Raw genomic sequence first — 18,365 nt, forward strand, 5'->3', positions numbered from 1 at the left:
GGGGACGGGGCGCTCCTAGCAGGCCTGCCGCCACGCCCCCAACTCGTACTTCTTCCGCATCGAACTGAGTCCCAGCTTCCGTGACTGCGGGCAGAACGCGCGCGTGGACAGTTCGTACTCCACGTGGAAGACCGCCTTGCCCGCCGTCACGAACGGGGTGAGCGTGACGCACTCCTTGTACTGCGCGCACTGTTCGTTGACCGCGAAGTCGAAGTCGCCGACGAGCTGCGGGATCTGGTCCAGGTCGTTCTTCAAGCCCACCGAGAGGCCGCGGGCGTGGGCCAGGCGGGCGATCAGGCGGTTGTAGCGGAGCTGGTCGGCGGCGGTCAGCGGGAAGCCGGTGGCGTTCTTGTAGCCGTCCATGTTGTCGGGTTCCACCGCGTCGAAGCCCTTCTTCCGGCACATGTCGAGGCGCTCGGCCATCAGGGGTTCGAGGAGGTCCGTGCGGCGGATGTCGAGCCAGCGTTCGCCCTTCCAGCCGTTGCCCCGGCCGAGGACGGACGAGGGGAAGCGGTCCGCGTCCGGGCGGAAGTCCTCCCAGGCCCCGGTGGACACGTAACAGATCACCTTGCGGCCGTCGCGGTGCAGCTCCGCGACCGTGGCGGCCGGGTGGTCGAAGGCGTCGATGTCGTAGACCGGGACGTCCACGCCCGTGTCGAGGCGTCCGCTGAGCTGCCACTGCCAGGCGGTCCCCGGCTTCGGCAGCCAGCGCTCCCCCGCCGGTCCCTTCGGGTCGTCGGGGCCGCTGGTGCAGCCGGCGAGCAGCAGCAGGGCGGCGAGGAGGGCCGCGAGGATCCGCGGACGTCTCATCGGGCGGGCTCCAGGTGGTGCGGGAGGCTGCCCCAGGGGTGCGCTCCGGCACCGGGGACGGCGCAGTGGACCGGTGTGGTGATCCGGGCGTCCGGCGGGGCCGCGTAGACCAGGTGGCAGTAGTGGTCGGCGACGGGCAGGTCGAGGCGGCGGTAGGTGTCCCAGGGACCCTCGAAGGTGACCAGCAGGTCGGCAAGGGCGGCGTAGGAAGGGTCGGGGTGCGCCCCGTGGTTGAAGACCAGCGTGCGGGCGCCCGCCGCGCGGGCCGCGACCGCGAGGCGCCGGTAGTGGGCGAGCGGTTCGGACTCGGTCGGCACCTGGTCGAGGAACGCGCCGTCCGTGCCGTACCAGTCCCGGTGGCGGAGCAGATCGGCGACGACCTCGGAGTGCGGGCGCCGGCCGTAGGCGGTGTCGGTGTAGCCGAGGACGCGTACGCCCGCGTTCCGCAGCCGGGCGGCGACGTCGGCGAAGGCCGGGTCGGCGGCCGGGCCCGCGCCGCTCGCGGGGTTGAGCACGACGCCGTACAGCCGGGGCGCCGCCTCGATCACCGCCGCCCAGGCGTCGGGGCGCTCGGCCGGATGGTCGTAGAAGGGCACAAGGAGGGAGGAGTTCACAGGTTCGGTTCCTCGGATCATGCGCGGTGTGCGGTCGGCCGTCCCAGCAGAACACAGGCGAGGACGGCGAGGACGACGGCCGCGGCGCCCGTCACCACCGGCCCGAGGACACGGGGGTCTCCCGCGCCGGTCAGCAGGGCGAGTGTCTGGACCACGGCGGCCGTCCCGCAGACCACCGCCGCGCTCAGGACCGCGCCGAACGACTGGAGCAGCAGCGCCGTCCACAGCACCACCCCGATGAGCAGCAGCGACAGCAGGCGCATCGCGTCGAGCGCGGGGGCGTCCGGCCACAGCAGCGTGCCCGCCTCGGCGAGGAGCAGCAGCGCCGCCAGATAGGCGGCGAGGCAGAGCACGAGGGTCCTCGCGGCGGTGCGGCGGAAGGCGCGGGCGGTGGTGCTGGCCCGCAGCCCGGCGAGGCTCCCCCGGCGGAAGCGGTGCAGCAGCCACTCGGCCGGTCCCATGGACAGGGTGAGCGCGACCGCGGACGGCGCCGCGACGGCCGAGCCGGGGCCGGCCGCGTCGGCGTCGCCGATCGCCGCGTACAGCACCAGCAGACCGGTGCCGAGACCGAAGAGGCCGTACGGCAGCGACGCGGTGAGCCGGGGCGCTGCCCGGCCGGGCGCGTCGGGCGCGGTGCCCGGCACCAGTACGTGCACCGCCAGGCCGACCGCCGCCGCCAGGGAGCCCAACAGCAGGGTGGTGCGGACGGGGCTCGGCAGGTCGTACCGGAGGGCGGGGAGCGCGCCGCCGGCCAGCGGCAACAGGGCCAGCAGCAGGGCGCGTTCGCGTTTCAGTACGAGCAGGACGGTCGCGGCGGCCAGATAGACCGACTGGCCGACGGCGAAGGCGGTCCCGGCCCACTCGCCGGGGCCGGTCGCCGCGATCGCGACGACCGTGCCGATCAGGGCGCCCGCCGGGGCGCCGGTGAGCAGGGTGCGGGCGGCCGCCTGCCGGTCGCCGAGGCCCAGCCACGAGTACGCCCGGTGGGACAGCGCCTGGTCCCACACCCAGCCGACGACCGCGCCGGCCAGCAGGGGGACGGTACCGGAGGGCAGTCCGAAGGCCCCCGGCGGTCCCGGGAGCAGCGGCGCGCCCAGGACGTAGGCGAGGCCGGGCAGGGCGAAGACGAGACCGCGCAGGAGGCAGTCGGCGAGGCCGCTGTGCCAGAGCGCGGCGGACTCGTCATCGGACGCCGGATGGGACCGCTCCACCCGCGCGTAGAGGTCCTCGGCGAGGGCGAAGGAGTCCCGGCGGCCGTAGGTGAGCCGTATGTGGTCGTCGGTCATGCCGTCGGACTCGAGGATGGCCGCGATCTCGTCGGGGTGGACGGCGGCGGCGACCAGGTCGCGCAGCCGGGCGGTGAGTTCGTCGAGGGGGTCGGCCGCGCAGGCGCCGGCGGCCGGGCCGGCCGGCTGGCGCGGAATGCAGGGGAGGGTGTCCCGCATGGTGCCGTTCTTGAGCCAGAGGGAGCCACTCACCACAGGCTCCCGTCCGCCGCGAGTTCGCTGTACCAGGGATCGGTGACACTGACGGTCCAGTCGCGGGACTCCGGTGCCGCCGGGGTGTCGGGCAGTCCGGCCAACTCGCGGTAGATGCGGCGGAAGCCGTCGACCGAACGGTGGAGGGTGAAGCGGTCGACGACCCGCTGGCGGGCCCGTCGGCCCAGTTCGGCGCGGCGTTCGTCGTCGCGCAGCAGTGTCAGGGCCGCCTCGGCCATCACGGCGGGTTCGCGCGGCGGCACCACGAGCCCGGTGTCGCCGACCGCCTCGCGGACGCCGCCCACATCGGTGGAGACGGTGGCGCGGCCGCAGGACATGGCTTCGATGAGGGAGAAGGGAAACCCCTCGCTGATGGAGGAGAGCATCACCACGTTCCCCGCGGCGTAGGCGCGGGCCACGTCGTCGACGCGGCCCTCGTAGCTGATGCCGTCGGTGACACCCAGTTCGGCGGCGAGTTTCTCCAGGCGGGTCTTGTAGTCCTGGCCGCCGTCGGGGACCCCGCCGAAGAGGCGCAGCCGCAGCTCGGGCAGTTCGGCGCGGGCGATGGCGTAGGCCCGGACGAGGGTCTCCAGGTCCTTGATGGGGTCGATGCGTCCGGCCCAGCTGAGGGTGGGGACGCCCGGTTCGGGTCCGGCGTACGGGAAGGCGTGCGGGTCGACGCCGTTGTAGACGGTACGGATCCGCTCGGCGGGCGCGCCGCCCCGCTCCTCCCAGCGGCGGTTGTACTGGTTGCACGGGGTGATGAGGTCGGCCTTGCGGTAGCCGAGAGAGTTCAGCTCCCGGTAGAAGCCGAGCATCAGGGCCTTGACCGGCCAGCGCTGGGCCTCGGTGCGGTAGCCGAGGTAGCGCTCGCGCAGATAGATGCCGTGCTCGGTCAGCAGGAACGGCACGCCCTCGAAGTGCTGGGCGGTCAGGGCGGGGAGGGTCGCGAGGCCACTGCTGACGGCGTGTGCGACACAGTCGTCGGGTATGCGGGCGGCGAGCGGGCGCAGCGCGTGTTCGAGCAGGTCGGTGGCGGTGAGCGCGTCATGGACGGTGGGGCGGGCGGCTGCCGTCGGCAGGTGCGGCATGGTCCAGATCCACATCAGGGAGCGCAGCACCGACTCGGAGCGCAGGGCCGCGGAGAGCTTGCCCCGGCGGGCGAGCGCGGCGAGTGCGTAGAGCCCCTCGCCGAAGTCGCAGCCCGCCTGCGGGTCCAGTACCGAGAGCAGGAAGCGCTCGTAGATGTCGGTGAACCGGCGGCGGTCGCGGGCGAGCGGGGGCCGCCGGGTGGCGGTTCCCCCGCTCGGCCCCCAGAGCGGGAACGACGTGTGACGGTACACATTGGACGGCAGCTCCCAGGTGACCGGCTCACGGCCGCTGCCGGTGAGGGCGAGGATCTGGAAGTCGACCTCCGGCATACCGCGCACCAGCTGGTCGCACCAGGTGCTGACGCCGCCGTGGACATGTGGATAGGTGCCTTCGGTGAGCATGGTGACATGGCGGCCACTGCTCGGCATCGATGTTCCCCCCGGAAAGAAACTGGTCAGGCAGTCAGGCAGTCAGGCAGGCAGGCAGGCAGGCGGTCAGCAGTCAGTCATGCAGGCGGGCGAGTCGCCTTCGGGCGGTCCGGCGGCCGTCACGTCATGTGGGGCCGCCGGACGGTCGTGGCCTCAGGCGGTCGGGAGCGTGAGCGTGATCGCGGACTGGAACGCCTCCGGCGTGGTCCAGGCCGAGCGCGACCCCGCGTAGGCCGTGCCGAACACGGCGGCGCCGAGCAGCATCCGCTTGCGCGTCCCCTCCGGGGCGGTGACCGGCGCGGTCACGCCCGCCGGGGCCTTGACGGTGACGGTGGTGCCGACGCGGTATGCGGTGACCTTGCCGTCGGCCAGCGCCCTGTCCCAGGCCGTCCGGCGCTGAAGCTCCAGTCCGGCCTCGCGCTGGCGCGGGTTGACCAGGGGGGCGTTGTCGGCGAAGAGGGCGCGGTAGTCGGCGAGGATCCGCTCGACGACGGGGTAGAGGATGCGCTCCTCGGCGAGGTTGGACTGGTGGACGTAGTGCGGGCGCGGGTCGTTCGCGAGGACGTGCGACAGGGCGATGCGCGCTTCCTGCGGGACGATGTGGGACGCGTACCCGGTGGTCGTGTCGAGCGGCGCCGCCAGGCAGGTGGAGGCGGGGTTCGACTCGCACGCTCCGCTGCCGCCGTCGGCCCGCGAGGTGTAGATCCAGTTGTACTCGTCGGCCATCTCGGCGGCGGTTCCGACGTTGTAGTACACGTTCATCGGGTGGCGCGGCACGGTGAGCGCGGCGCCGACGGAACGCTGCTGCGGCTCGCGGGAGTTGTCGGATCCCGCCCACTTGACGCCGTTGTCGGCGAGTGCGCCGGCCAGGTTGGGGTTGTCGTCGGGCTGCTGCGGCAGGGTCCTGAGGCCGGAGTGCTCACCGGTGACGAGTTCGCTCCGGTCGATCTGGATGCCCCTGGCCGCGGCCCAGTCGTGGTTGTCCCGGATCTGCGCGGCGATCTCGGCCCTGCTCATCCACAGGGTGGCGCCGGTCGTGTTCTTGGCGCACTGCCACGGAACGGTGGAGGTGTCCTGGACGCAGCCGAGGAAGGGGTGCGTGTACGTGTGGTTGATCCAGCGGTAGGCGGCCCGGTCGGCGAGCAGCCGGGCGGCGAGCGGGTCGGTGCCGCCGTTCTCGGTCTTCCACGCCTCGCCCTGGCCCGCGTTGTAGACCATGTCGAAGGTGAATCCGGCGGAGCGCTGCCAGGCGGCCGCGTACTGGGCGTCGGCGGCGGTCATACGGATCGGCGCGGCGCCCTCGCCGTCGCCGCCCGCGCAGTCGAAGTCGCCCGGGGTGCAGTCGCGGGCGGCGTCCCAGCGGGCGTCGGGCGCGAGGACGTCGTCGACGTGGACGGAGAGGTAGCTGCGGCTCTGGCCGAGGTGGATGCCCTGGGTGAGCCACTCCACGATGCCCCGGGAGAGCGCCCGGAACTGCCGCTGGTAGGCGTTGTAGGCGAAGGTGACGACCAGTTCCCGGCGACCGTCGTGGGCATACTCGCCGATCAGGCTGGCGCGTCCGCCGCCGTCGGCGGGAATGTCGAGATAGCTGGTGTAGCCGGCCCGGGGCCGGCCCGCGTAGCCGTAGCTCTCGGACACCTCGGGGGCGTTGTCCTCGAAGGTCAGGGGCCCGTCGAGGTACCGGAAGGGTCCCGACTTCCCCGCCGTGGTGACGGCGGCCGTCACCCCGTCGAGGGTCCCGGACCGGCCGCCGTCGCTGGTGTAGTCGAGGCCGACCCCCGGGTGCGCCCAGGTGTAGGCGTCGACCTGCGGGATCCCGAAGGCCGTCTCGTACGCGGTGAGGGCGGCCTGCTCCGCCGAGTCGGTGCCGAAGGGGGCCTCGTGGGGCAGGACGACGCCCTGGTACTTGGCGCGGGGCCGGCCGGTCGCGCTGTCGGCCGGGTCGCTGAGGAACGCGGCGTCGATGACGGGCCGGTCGGGTTGGCCGAGCCGGACGGTCCGGAACGGCACGCCCGAGCCCTTCAGTTCCGACGTGATCGCCTCGATCGCACTGCCGCCGTCGTCCACGACGAGGACGGTGAGGTCGATGCGGGGCGGGGTGGTGGCCGCGGTCGCGTCCGAGGCCGGGGTGCCGGTCGCGAGGAGCGCGGCGGCCATGAACGCCCCCAGCGTCCTGGCCGTACTGAACCGGTGTGCGTACATCCCTGATGTCCCCCCTCGGCAGGCCCCGAACGCCGTCGGCACACGGAGGACCTGTGGAGATGATGCAAAGGGGCCACCGCCGCCCTTGCGCGAATGAGGCGAGTGTGACCGAGCCTTCGGAGCCTGCGGGGTGAACATGAAGGAGACGCCACGGATGAGTGAACCACCGGCGGCGTGAGCGAACCCCTGGACCGCGCGTAGGCTCGTTCTCGGCGCTACTCGGGCCGAATTACGATGCGGCGGGGCGCGGTCGGCCACCCCTCCGACCGCACAGACCGCCACAAACTCAACGGAAGCGAGAATTCACCACCGTGACTGCTCTCACTCTCAGCACTGCCGGCGCGGCGACGCTGCGCGCCGACGCCCTCGTGGTCGGCGTCGCCAAGGGCGGTAAGGGGCTCGTCGTAGCGCCGGGCGCCGAGGCCGTCGACTCGGCGTTCGACGGAAGGCTCGCCGCCGTCCTGGAGACCCTGGGCGCCTCCGGTGCCGAAGGTGAGGCCACCAAGCTGCCCGCGCCCGCCGGCATGAAGACGCCGGTGATCCTGGCCGTCGGCCTGGGTGCCGCACCGGCCGAAGACGAGGGGTACGCCGCCGAGGCGCTGCGCCGCGCCGCCGGCGTCGCCGCCCGGACCCTCAACGGCGCGAAGAAGGCCGCCTTCGCCCTGCCCGTCGAGGCCGTCGAGGACGCCGAGGCGATCGCCGAGGGCGCGCTCCTCGGCGCCTACTCGTTCGACGCCTACCGCTCGTCGGCCAACGGCAAGGACGCCAAGAAGCCGCTCGCCGAGGTGGCGCTGCTCGGCGGGAAGCCGCGCGACAAGGCGTTCAAGGCCGCGGCCGAGCGCGCGCTCGCGCTGAGCGAGGAGGTCAACCGCGCCCGTGACCTGATCAACATGCCGCCGAACGACCTCACCCCCGCGGCCTTCGCCGCCGCCGCCACCGCGGCCGGCAAGGAGCACGGCCTCAAGGTGCAGGTCCTCGACGAGAAGGCGCTCGCCAAGGGCGGCTACGGCGGCATCCTCGGCGTCGGCGCCGGTTCCGAGAACCCGCCGCGGCTGGTCCGGATCGCCTACACCCACCCCGAGGCGGAGAAGACCCTGGCCCTCGTCGGCAAGGGCATCACCTACGACTCGGGCGGCATCTCGCTCAAGCCGGCCGGCCACAACGAGACGATGAAGTGCGACATGAGCGGCGCCGCCGCGGTGTTCGCCGCGGTCGTCGCGGCCGCCCGTATCGGCCTCGCCGTGAACGTCACCGGCTGGCTGGCGCTCGCCGAGAACATGCCGTCCGGCTCCGCGACCCGCCCGGGCGACGTCCTGAGGATGTACACGGGCAAGACGGTCGAGGTGCTCAACACCGACGCCGAGGGCCGTCTGGTGCTGGCCGACGCGCTGGCCAAGGCGTCGGAGGAGAACCCGGACGCGATCGTCGACGTGGCGACCCTGACCGGCGCGATGGTGCTGGCGCTGGGCAACCGCACCTTCGGGATCATGGCCAACGACGACGCTTTCCGTACCTCCATCCACGAGATCGCCGAGGAGGTGGGCGAGCAGTCCTGGCCGATGCCGCTCCCCGCCGACCTGCGCAAGGGCATGGACTCCCCGACCGCCGACATCGCCAACATGGGTGAGCGGATGGGCGGCGGCCTGGTGGCCGGTCTGTTCCTGCAGGAGTTCGTCGGCGAGGGCATCACCTGGGCGCACCTGGACATCGCGGGTCCGGCCTTCCACGAGGGCGCGCCGTACGGCTACACCCCGAAGGGCGGCACCGGCTCGGCCGTCCGCACCCTGGTGAAGCTCGCGGAGCGCACGGCCGCGGGCGACCTGGGCTGATCGGTTCGATGTGAGATACGGCCCCGGGGCTCTCCCCCCGGGGCCGTTCGCTTTCAACGAAACCCGCCCTCCCGTCTCCCACCACCACCCTTTCAAGGCCGCGCCGCGCGCCTTCTTTCGTCCTTTCGTACGCCTGAGTAACACCCCGGGACGGAGGATCCGCCGTCTCAGACCCCGGCCCCGCGTCCCGCCGTCCGGCAACAAGTGCGAAGATGGGTTCTCGGCAGGACAGGGCCCCCACCACAGGGCCGAAGAGACAGCGGCCGAACACCAGCCGACCGGCCGGTCGTCCCCCGAGAAAAGGGACCCGGCGCCCGGCGCACATGCATGGAGGACGTGACGTGGCGAACGACGCCAGCACCGTTTTCGACCTAGTGATCCTCGGCGGCGGTAGCGGCGGTTACGCCGCGGCGCTGCGCGGAGCGCAGCTGGGCCTGGACGTCGCACTGATCGAGAAGAACAAGCTCGGCGGCACCTGCCTGCACAACGGCTGCATCCCGACGAAGGCCCTGCTGCACGCCGGTGAGATCGCCGACCAGGCACGCGAGGCCGACCAGTTCGGTGTCCTCACGACCTTCGAGGGCATCGACATCAAGGCCGTCCACAAGTACAAGGACGACGTCATCTCCGGCCTGTACAAGGGCCTGCAGGGACTGGTCGCCTCCCGCAAGGTGACATACATCGAGGGTGAGGGTCGTCTCACTTCGCCGACCTCCGTCGACGTCAACGGCCAGCGGGTCGAGGGCCGCCACGTCCTCCTCGCCACCGGCTCCGTACCGAAGTCGCTCCCCGGCCTCGAGATCGACGGCAACCGCATCATCTCTTCGGACCACGCGCTGACCCTGGACCGGGTCCCGGAGTCCGCGATCATCCTGGGCGGCGGCGTCATCGGCGTCGAGTTCGCGTCGGCGTGGAAGTCCTTCGGCACCGACGTCACCGTCATCGAGGGCCTCAAGCACCTCGTCCCGGTCGAGGACGAGAACAGCTCGAAGCTCCTGGAGCGCGCGTTCCGCAAGCGCGGCATCAAGTTCAACCTGGGCACCTTCTTCCAGAGCGCCGAGTACACCGACAGCGGTGTGAAGGTCACTCTGGCCGACGGCAAGACCTTCGAGGCCGAGGTGCTGCTCGTCGCCATCGGCCGCGGTCCGGTCTCCGCCGGCCTCGGCTACGAGGAGCAGGGCGTCGCGATGGACCGCGGCTATGTCGTGGTCGACGAGTACATGCGGACCAACGTGCCGACCATCTCGGCCGTGGGCGACCTCGTCCCGACCCTGCAGCTCGCCCACGTCGGCTTCGCCGAGGGCATCCTGGTCGCGGAGCGTCTGGCCGGTCTCACGCCCGTCCCGATCGACTACGACGGCGTGCCCCGGGTGACGTACTGCCACCCCGAGGTCGCCTCCGTCGGCATCACCGAGGCCAAGGCCAAGGAGATCTACGGTGCGGACAAGGTCGTCGCCCTGAAGTACAACCTCGCGGGCAACGGCAAGAGCAAGATCCTCAAGACCGCGGGCGAGATCAAGCTCGTCCAGGTCAAGGACGGTGCCGTGGTCGGCGTCCACATGGTCGGTGACCGTATGGGCGAGCAGGTCGGCGAAGCCCAGCTGATCTACAACTGGGAGGCGCTGCCCGCCGAGGTGGCGCAGCTCATCCACGCCCACCCGACGCAGAACGAGGCGCTCGGCGAGGCCCACCTGGCCCTGGCCGGCAAGCCCCTCCACTCCCACGACTGAGCCGTCAGTCCCGGGCGCGACGACCACTTTCCGCAAATTCGTTAGGAGCAACTGAAACCATGTCGGTTTCCGTAACCCTGCCGGCGCTCGGCGAGAGCGTCACCGAGGGCACCGTCACCCGCTGGCTGAAGGCCGAGGGCGAGCGCGTCGAGGCCGACGAGCCGCTGCTCGAGGTGTCGACCGACAAGGTCGACACCGAGATCCCGGCGCCCGCCGCGGGCATCCTGGCCTCCATCAAGGTCGCCGAGGACGAGACCGTCGAGGTCGGCGCCGAGCTGGCGATCATCGACGACGGCACCGGTGCGCCGGCCGCCGCCCCCGCTCCGGCCGCCGAGGCCGCCCCGGCCCCGGCCGCCGAGGCTCCCGCCGCCGCCCCGGCGCCCGCCGCCGAGGCTCCGGCCCCCGCGGCCGAGGCTCCCGCCGCCGCCCCCGCCGGTGGTGCCGCCGAGGGCACCGAGGTCGTTCTGCCCGCCCTGGGCGAGAGCGTCACCGAGGGCACCGTCACCCGCTGGCTCAAGGAGGTCGGCGAGTCCGTCGAGGCCGACGAGCCGCTGCTCGAGGTCTCCACGGACAAGGTCGACACCGAGATTCCGGCGCCGGTCGCCGGTGTTCTCCTGGAGATCGTCGTCGCCGAGGACGAGACCGCCGAGGTCGGCGCCAAGCTGGCCGTGATCGGCGCCCCGGGCGCGGCTCCCGCCGCTGCCCCGGCACCCGCCGCCCCGGCTGCCGCTCCGGCCGCTGCCCCGGCTCCGGCCGCGCCCGCCGCTCCGGCCCCCCCGGCCGCGCCCGCTCCGGTGCAGGCCGCCGCCCCCGCCGCCGCGCCCGCTCCGGTGCAGGCCGCCGCCCCGGCTGCCGCTCCGGCCCCGGCCGCCCCGGCCCCGGTCACCCCGGCGCCCGCCGCCCCCGCCGCCGCACAGCCGGCGGACGACGGCGCGTACGTCACCCCGCTGGTCCGCAAGCTCGCCTCCGAGAACGGCGTCGACCTGTCGGCCGTCAAGGGCAGTGGCGTCGGCGGCCGTATCCGCAAGCAGGACGTCATCGCCGCCGCCGAGGCCGCGAAGGCGGCCAGCGCCGCCCCGGCGCCGGTCGCCGCCGCCCCCGCCGCCGCGAAGGCCCCCTCGCTCGAGGCGTCCCCGCTGCGCGGTCAGACGGTCAAGATGACCCGCATGCGCAAGGTCATCGGCGACAACATGATGAAGGCGCTGCACGGCCAGGCCCAGCTGACCTCGGTCGTCGAGGTCGACATCACCAAGCTGATGAAGCTGCGCGCCCAGGCGAAGGACTCCTTCGCGGCCCGTGAGGGCGTCAAGCTCTCGCCGATGCCGTTCTTCGTCAAGGCGGCGGCCCAGGCGCTGAAGGCCCACCCGGTCATCAACGCCCGGATCAACGAGGACGAGGGCACCATCACGTACTTCGACTCGGAGAACATCGGCATCGCCGTGGACTCCGAGAAGGGTCTGATGACGCCGGTCATCAAGGGTGCGGGCGACCTGAACATCGCCGGTATCTCGAAGGCCACCGCCGATCTGGCGGCCAAGGTCCGCGGCAACAAGATCACGCCGGACGAGCTCTCCGGTGCGACGTTCACCATCTCCAACACCGGTTCGCGCGGTGCGCTGTTCGACACGATCATCGTGCCGCCGAACCAGGTCGCCATCCTCGGCATCGGTGCCACCGTCAAGCGTCCCGTGGTCATCAACCACCCGGACCTCGGCGAGACCATCGCGATCCGCGACATGACCTATGTCGCGCTCTCCTACGACCACCGTCTGGTGGACGGCGCCGACGCCGCCCGCTACCTGACGGCGGTCAAGGCGATCCTCGAGGCCGGCGAGTTCGAGGTCGAGCTCGGCCTGTGAGCTACTGACGTGTAACCAGCCTCACCAGCGGCGCCCCCTTCCGGGAGTACTTCCGGAAGGGGGCGCCGCCGTATTGTCGTAGACATCAATGCCTCCCCCTAAGGAGCGGCTTCATGAGCATGCCCGTCGTCCACTCGCTGCGCGAACAGATCCGCGAGCACATCGTGGAGGGCATCGTGAGCGGCCGCTGGAAGCCGGGCGAGCGGATCGTCGAGCGCCGGATCGCCACGGAGCTGGAGGTCAGCCAGACGCCCGTACGGGAGGCGCTGCGCGAGCTGGAGTCGCTGCGCCTGATCGAGTCGGCGCCCAACAAGGGCGTACGGGTGCGGAATCTGACCGCGGCGGACCTGGAGGAGAGCTATCCGGTCCGAGCGGGCCTGGAGCAGATCGCCGCGGAGCTCGCGGCCGCGCGGCTCGCCACCGACTGTTCGGCCCTGGAGCCGCATGTGGCGGCCCTCTACGACGCCGACCGTGCCGCCGACGGCACGGCGCAGGTGCGGCACACGGTGGCCTTCCACCGGGAGCTGGTGAAGGCCGCGGGCAACAGCGTCCTGCTGCACACCTGGGAAGGCCTGGGCATCGAGGTGTTCACGGCGTTGTCGATCCGCTGGCTCGGGACGGTGCAGAAGTCGTACGCGGAGGAGCACCAGGAGCTCGTCGACGCCTTCCGCCGACAGGATCCGCGGATCGGCGCTCTGGTGAAGGAGCACGTACTCGGGTGTGCACCGCGCGCCTGATTTAGGTCGTTTCGTCGCGGCACCGGGTGCCCGCTTTCGAGGCACGGAATGCCAATTTCGGTGTACGGAGAAGTTTTTTGCCGTCTCCCTTTGATCGATCATCGATCAGCGACTTACAGTCGACGGCGGGCCGCACCCCGGCCCACGCCCTGTCCTGCCAGACAAGGCTTTTTCTCCACCCCCCTCCTGTCCGGAAGGCGGCGATCATGACCGACCCCGTAAAGCTTCCGAGCGAGCTCGACCAGCTCCCGGATCGTGACCCCGAGGAGACCGCCGAATGGGCGGCCTCCCTGGACGCCGTCACCAAGGCCGCCGGCCCGCACCGCGCCGCGTACCTGATGCGTCGCACGCTCCAGCACGCCGAGGGGGCGGGCCTCGCCCTGCCCACCCTGCTGGAGACCGACTACGTCAACACCATCCCCACGTCCGCCGAGCCCGCGCTCGACGGTGACGAGGAGATGGAGCGGAAGATCACCGCCTGGAACCGCTGGAACGCGGCCGCCATGGTCTCCCGCGGCGCCAAGCACGGCGTCGGCGGCCACATCGCGACCTTCGCGTCCGCGGCCTGGCTGTACGAGACCGGGTTCAACCACTTCTTCCACGGCAAGGAATCCCAGGATTCCCCCGGTTCGGGAGACCAGCTCTACATCCAGGGCCACGCCTCCCCCGGCATCTACGCCCGCGCCTTCCTGGACGGCCGCATCGGCGAGCAGCAGCTCGACCTCTTCCGGCAGGAGTCGGGCGGCAACGGCCTGCCGTCCTACCCGCACCCGCGCCGCCTTCCCTGGCTGTGGGAGTTCCCGACCGTCTCGATGGGTCTGGGCCCGCTCTCCGCCATCTACCAGGCGCGCTTCAACCGCTATCTGACCCACCGCGGCATCAAGGACGTCTCCGCCTCCCACGTGTGGGCGTTCCTCGGTGACGGCGAGATGGACGAGCCCGAGTCGACCGCGGCCCTCGCGCTCGCCGCCCGTGAGGGCCTGGACAACCTGACCTTCGTCATCAACTGCAACCTGCAGCGCCTCGACGGTCCGGTACGCGCCAACTTCAAGATCGTTCAGGAGCTGGAGGCGCAGTTCCGCGGCGCCGGCTGGAACGTCGTGAAGTCGCTCTGGGGCTCCGCCTGGGACGAGCTGTTCCAGCTCGACACCACCGGCGCGCTGATCCGCCGGCTGCGCGAGGTCCCGGACGCGCAGGTGCAGACGTACCAGACCCGTGACGCCGCCTACATCCGCGCCGACTTCTTCGGCAAGGACCCCGCGCTCGTCGAGATGGCGAAGCTGCTGAGCGACGACAAGATCCTCGAGTGCTTCCACCGCTCCCGCGGCGGCCACGAGCCCCGCAAGGTGTACGCGGCGTACAAGGCGGCCCTGGAGTTCAAGGGCGCCCCGACCGTCATCCTGGCGCAGACCGTCAAGGGCTTCACCCTCGGTGAGGGCTTCGCGTCCAAGAACGCGAACCACCAGATGAAGAAGCTGTCGGTCGACGAGTTCAAGAACATGCGCGACCTGCTGGACCTGCCGATCTCCGACGCGCAGTTCGTCGACGGTGTGGTGCCCTACGGCCACCCCGGCGCCGACGCCCCCGAGGTCCGCTACCTCCAGGAGCGCCGCGCGGCCCTCGGCGGCCCGGCCCCGGCCCGGCGCGTCCAGCCGCTGGCCCCGTTGCCCGCTCCCGCCGACAAGACGTTCGCCGCCTTCGACAAGGGGTCCGGCTCGCAGTCGGTCGCCACGACGATGGCGTTCGTCCGTCTGATCAAGGACCTGGTCCGGGACAAGGAGACCGGCAAGCGCTGGGTTCCGATCGTGCCGGACGAGGCCCGTACGTTCGGCATGGAGTCGCTCTTCCCGTCGCTCGGCATCTACTCGCCCAAGGGCCAGACGTACGAGCCGGTCGACCGCGACCAGCTGATGTACTACAAGGAAGCCAAGAACGGCCAGATCCTCAACGAGGGCATCACCGAGGCCGGTTCGATGGCGGACTTCATCGCCGCGGCCAGCGCGTACGCCACGCACGGCGAGGCGATGATCCCCTTCTACATCTTCTACTCGATGTTCGGCTGGCAGCGCACGGCCGACCAGATGTGGCAGCTCGGCGACCAGCTCGGCCGCGGCTTCCTCGTCGGCGCCACCGCCGGCCGTACGACCCTGACCGGTGAGGGCCTGCAGCACGCGGACGGTCACTCCCCGATGATCGCGGCGACGAACCCGGCGGCGCTGTCGTACGACCCGGCGTTCGCGTACGAGATCGCGGCGATCGTCAAGGACGGTCTGCGCCGGATGTACGGCGAGGCGGCCCCGGGCGAGGACCAGAACGTCTTCTACTACCTGACGGTCTACAACGAGCCGATGCCTCAGCCGGCCAAGCCCGAGGGCGTCGACGAGGGCATCATCAAGGGCCTCTACCGGTTCAACACGGCGGAGTCCGCCGGGCTGACCGTGGACGCGAACGCCTCGCGGATCCAGCTGGTCGGCTCCGGCACGGCGATCCACTGGACGCTGGAGGCGCAGCGGCTGCTCGCCGAGGAGTGGGGCGTGGCCGCCGACGTGTGGTCCGCGACGTCCTGGACCGAGCTGCGGCGCGACGCGCTGGAGGCCGACGCGGCGCTGCTGCGCGGCGAGGAGCGGGTACCGTTCGTCCGCCGCGCGCTGGAGGGTGTGGAGTCGCCGGTCCTGGCCGTGTCCGACTACATGCGGCAGGTTCCGGACCAGATCGCGCAGTGGGTCGAGCAGGACTACAGCTCGCTCGGCGCGGACGGTTTCGGCCTGTCGGACACCCGTGAGGCGGCCCGCCGTCACTTCGGTGTCGACGCGCAGTCGATCGTCGTCGCGGCGCTGGCGCAGCTGGCGCGTCGGGGCGAGGTGCCCGCCTCGGCGGTGAAGGAGGCGCGGGAGCGCTACGGCCTGTAGGGCCGCGTCGTCGCAGGAGGCCCCCGCCCGGCTCAGGCCCGGCGGGGGCCTCCTGCATCATGTGGGCATGCGCGCTGCCCGGCTCATCAAGATGGTGCTCCTGCTCCAGTCCAGGCCGTCGATGACCGCCGCCGAGCTGGCGCGGGAGCTGGAGGTGTCGGAGCGGACGATCACCCGGGACGCGCTCGCCCTCTCGGAGGCGGGGGTTCCGGTGTACGCGGACCGGGGCCGCGCGGGCGGCTACCGTCTGATCGGCGGCTACCGGACACGGCTGACGGGGCTCGGCCGCGGCGAGGCCGAGGCGCTGTTCCTGTCGGGGGTGCCGGGGGCGCTGCGCGAGATGGGCCTCGACGACGCCGCCTCGGCGGCCCGGCTCAAGGTGTCGGCCGCGCTCCTGCCGTCGCTGCGGGACGCCTCCGACACGGCCGCGCAGCGCTTCCACCTGGACGCGCCCGGCTGGTACCAGGAGCCCGAGACGCCGGAGCTGCTGCCGGTCGTCGCCGAGGCGGTCTGGGACGACCGGCTGATCTCCGCCCGCTACCGGCGGCAGGACCGGGAGGTGGAGCGGGAGCTGGCGCCGTACGGCCTCGTGCTCAAGGCGGGCGTCTGGTACCTGTGCGCCCGCGCGGACGATTCGTTCCGGGTGTACCGGATCGACCGGTTCACCGCTGTCGCGCTCGGTGGGGAGCGTTTCGTCCGGGCCGACGACTTCGATCTGCCGGGCTTCTGGGAGGAACGGGCGGCGCAGTTCGCCCGGTCGCTGCTGAGGACGCAGGTGGTGCTCCGTCTCTCTCCGGCCGGCGCGCGCCGCCTCCCGTACGCCACGGACCGCGCGGCGGCGCGGGAGGCGGTGGCCGCGGGCGTGACGGACGAGGGCGGGGGGCTGACGGTCCGCCTGCGCGTCGAGTCGGAGGAGGTCGCGTACGGCCAGCTGCTCGGCCTGGGCCCGGAGGCGGAGATCCTTGAACCCGTGTCGCTGCGGGAGCGGTTCGCGGAGGCGGCGAGGGGGCTGGGGCGGTTGTACGGGTGACGCCCGTGGGGGCGTGCGTCGAGGCGGCGAGGGGGCTGGGGCGGTTGTACGGGTGGGTCACCGATAGTCCGCCGGGTCCGGCTTCGCGTCGCTGGACTCGTTCGCCATGATGTAGCCCCAGGCGTCCGGCGCCGAGCCGTCCGCGTCCGTGAAGCCGTACTCCTTCGCGAGCTGGCCGCTCGACAGCGACTGGCCGTTCCACCGGGCCCGGTCCTCGTCCGCCGCCAGCGCCGCCACCGCGCGGCCCACGTACACCGGGGACTCCGCGATCACGAAGTCCGGGACCTTGGCGACGGCGTCGCGCCAGTTCGCCTCCGTCACCCCGAACGTCTCCAGCATCTGCTCCGAGCGGAGGAAGCCGGGCGTCAGGGCCACCGCCGTGCCGCCCACCGACTCCAGGTCGTGGGCGAGGGCGAAGGCCATCCGGATCGGGGCGTTCTTGGTGAGGTCGTAGAAGAAGTTCTCCCGGAACCGGGTGTTGTACTCCGCCGTGCCGTCGGTGACCTCGACCACCAGCCCCCCGGGGTTGCGGATGAGAAGCGGCAGTGCCAGGCGGCTGGTGATCGCGTGGGTCTTCACGCCGAGCTCCAGCATCGCAGGCCGCTGTCCAGGTCGGTCTCCCAGATCTTCTTGCCGAAGACGATCAGGTGCTCGCCGCCCCAGACGTCGTTGACGAGGACGTCCAGGCGGCCGTGGTCCCGGTCGATGCGGTCGACCAGGGCCCGCACCTGGTCGACTTCGAGGTGGTCGGTGGGGACGGCGATGCCTTCACCGCCCGCCGCCGTGACCAGTTCGGCGGTCTCCTCGATGGTCTCGGTCGCCCTGCCGACCTCGCTGACCCGCGTACGGGTGGTGCGGCCGGTGACGTACACAGTGGCGCCGGCCGCGCCGAGCTGGACGGCGATGGCCCGGCCGGCGCCCCGGGTCGCGCCCGCGACCAGTGCGATCCGTCCGTTGAGTGGTGTGTCGGTCGTCATGGAATCGACGGTCACACGGAAACCCGACATCTGCTGTCCGGTTTCATTTCGGCGGCTCCGCGTGCGCCGCCCTCCGGCAACACCGATGCTTGTGCCGTGATGGACGAGACGGAGTTCTGGGAGATCGTGGACGGTACGCGCGAAGCCGCAGAGGGTGATCCCGAGGAACAGGCCGACCTATTGGTCGAGCGGCTGCTGCAGTTCGATCCTGACTCCGTGCTGGACTTCGCCCGGCACTTCGAGGCCCGGTACAACCGGGCGTACCGCTGGGATCTGTGGGGCGCGGCCGCCGTGCTGCTCGACGGCGCGAGTGACGACGCCTTCGACTACTTCCGCTGCTGGCTCATCGGCCAGGGCCGGGAGGTGTTCGAGGGCGCGGTGCACGACCCGGACGCCCTCGCGGAGCTGCTGGACGACTTCGACGAGGAGATCGACGGGGACGGCGAGGAGCTGGGGTACGCGGCCGACGAGGCGTACGAACAGCTGACCGGCGTGGTGGCGCCGGATCTGGGGATCTCCCCGCAGAGCGCCGAGCCGGAGGGCTCGCCGTTCGACCTGGAGGACGAGGCGGTGCTGGCGGAGCGCTTCCCCCGGCTGTGGCAGCGGTTCGCGCGCTGAGGGCGCGTCCGGGGGCGTGCGGGCTCCGCCGGCGCGGGCCCGGCGGAGCCGA

The 18,365-nt window shown here is 72.0% G+C and carries 12 protein-coding genes and 1 pseudogene; 7 read left to right on the plus strand and 6 right to left on the minus strand.

What is annotated here, in order from left to right; all coding sequences use genetic code 11:
- Positions 1-15: 15 nt before the first annotated feature.
- The 5 genes from ACZ5VC_RS02115 to ACZ5VC_RS02135 all read right to left on the minus strand — a co-directional run bounded on the left by ACZ5VC_RS02115 (position 16) and on the right by ACZ5VC_RS02135 (position 6,624).
- Positions 16-810 carry an endo alpha-1,4 polygalactosaminidase gene (locus tag ACZ5VC_RS02115; protein WP_469118203.1) on the minus strand — a complete coding sequence of 265 codons (795 nt, stop codon included), beginning with the start codon at positions 808-810 and terminating at the stop codon, positions 16-18.
- A complete protein-coding gene (locus tag ACZ5VC_RS02120; protein ID WP_469118204.1) occupies positions 807-1,445 on the minus strand; it encodes a spherulation-specific family 4 protein in 639 nt (212 codons plus the stop codon). Before ACZ5VC_RS02120 ends, ACZ5VC_RS02115 begins: the two co-directional genes overlap by 4 nt.
- Positions 1,442-2,902, minus strand: a complete 1,461-nt coding sequence (locus tag ACZ5VC_RS02125) for a hypothetical protein (RefSeq protein ID WP_469118205.1) — start codon at positions 2,900-2,902, stop codon at positions 1,442-1,444. The genes ACZ5VC_RS02120 and ACZ5VC_RS02125 overlap by 4 nt, the downstream gene beginning before the upstream one ends.
- Entirely contained in the window at positions 2,899-4,422 is a 1,524-nt protein-coding gene (gene pelF / locus ACZ5VC_RS02130) for a GT4 family glycosyltransferase PelF (protein ID WP_469118206.1), read from the minus strand. The genes ACZ5VC_RS02125 and pelF overlap by 4 nt, the downstream gene beginning before the upstream one ends.
- A 153-nt stretch (positions 4,423-4,575) precedes the next feature.
- A complete protein-coding gene (locus ACZ5VC_RS02135; protein WP_469118207.1) occupies positions 4,576-6,624 on the minus strand; it encodes a hypothetical protein in 2,049 nt (682 codons plus the stop codon).
- Between the two features lie 311 nt (positions 6,625-6,935).
- Between ACZ5VC_RS02135 and ACZ5VC_RS02140 the strand changes: the two genes are divergently transcribed.
- The 6 genes from ACZ5VC_RS02140 to ACZ5VC_RS02165 all read left to right on the plus strand — a co-directional run bounded on the left by ACZ5VC_RS02140 (position 6,936) and on the right by ACZ5VC_RS02165 (position 16,718).
- The gene (locus ACZ5VC_RS02140) at positions 6,936-8,453 is read left to right on the plus strand and encodes a leucyl aminopeptidase (RefSeq protein WP_469118208.1); all 1,518 of its coding nucleotides are present in this window, start codon (positions 6,936-6,938) and stop codon (positions 8,451-8,453) included.
- A 341-nt stretch (positions 8,454-8,794) separates the two neighbouring features.
- Entirely contained in the window at positions 8,795-10,183 is a 1,389-nt protein-coding gene (lpdA, locus tag ACZ5VC_RS02145; protein ID WP_469118209.1) for a dihydrolipoyl dehydrogenase, read from the plus strand.
- 59 nt (positions 10,184-10,242) lie between these two features.
- Positions 10,243-12,042, plus strand: a complete 1,800-nt coding sequence (sucB, locus tag ACZ5VC_RS02150) for a 2-oxoglutarate dehydrogenase, E2 component, dihydrolipoamide succinyltransferase (protein ID WP_469118210.1) — start codon at positions 10,243-10,245, stop codon at positions 12,040-12,042.
- Positions 12,043-12,155: 113 nt separating this feature from the next.
- Complete coding sequence (locus ACZ5VC_RS02155; RefSeq protein ID WP_469118211.1) at positions 12,156-12,779, plus strand: GntR family transcriptional regulator; 624 nt, start codon at positions 12,156-12,158, stop codon at positions 12,777-12,779.
- A gap of 206 nt (positions 12,780-12,985) precedes the next feature.
- Positions 12,986-15,688 carry a pyruvate dehydrogenase (acetyl-transferring), homodimeric type gene (gene aceE / locus ACZ5VC_RS02160; protein ID WP_469118212.1) on the plus strand — a complete coding sequence of 901 codons (2,703 nt, stop codon included), beginning with the start codon at positions 12,986-12,988 and terminating at the stop codon, positions 15,686-15,688.
- A gap of 67 nt (positions 15,689-15,755) precedes the next feature.
- The gene (locus ACZ5VC_RS02165) at positions 15,756-16,718 is read left to right on the plus strand and encodes a helix-turn-helix transcriptional regulator (protein ID WP_469118213.1); all 963 of its coding nucleotides are present in this window, start codon (positions 15,756-15,758) and stop codon (positions 16,716-16,718) included.
- Between the two features lie 57 nt (positions 16,719-16,775).
- Here ACZ5VC_RS02165 and ACZ5VC_RS02170 read toward each other — a convergent pair.
- A pseudogene (locus tag ACZ5VC_RS02170) lies at positions 16,776-17,695 on the minus strand (SDR family oxidoreductase).
- Positions 17,696-17,794: 99 nt separating this feature from the next.
- On the opposite strand from ACZ5VC_RS02170, the gene ACZ5VC_RS02175 reads away from it, so the two are divergent.
- The gene (locus tag ACZ5VC_RS02175) at positions 17,795-18,313 is read left to right on the plus strand and encodes a DUF4240 domain-containing protein (protein ID WP_468706213.1); all 519 of its coding nucleotides are present in this window, start codon (positions 17,795-17,797) and stop codon (positions 18,311-18,313) included.
- Positions 18,314-18,365: the final 52 nt, after the last annotated feature.

This window comes from Streptomyces sp. NPDC033174, assembly GCF_055577795.1.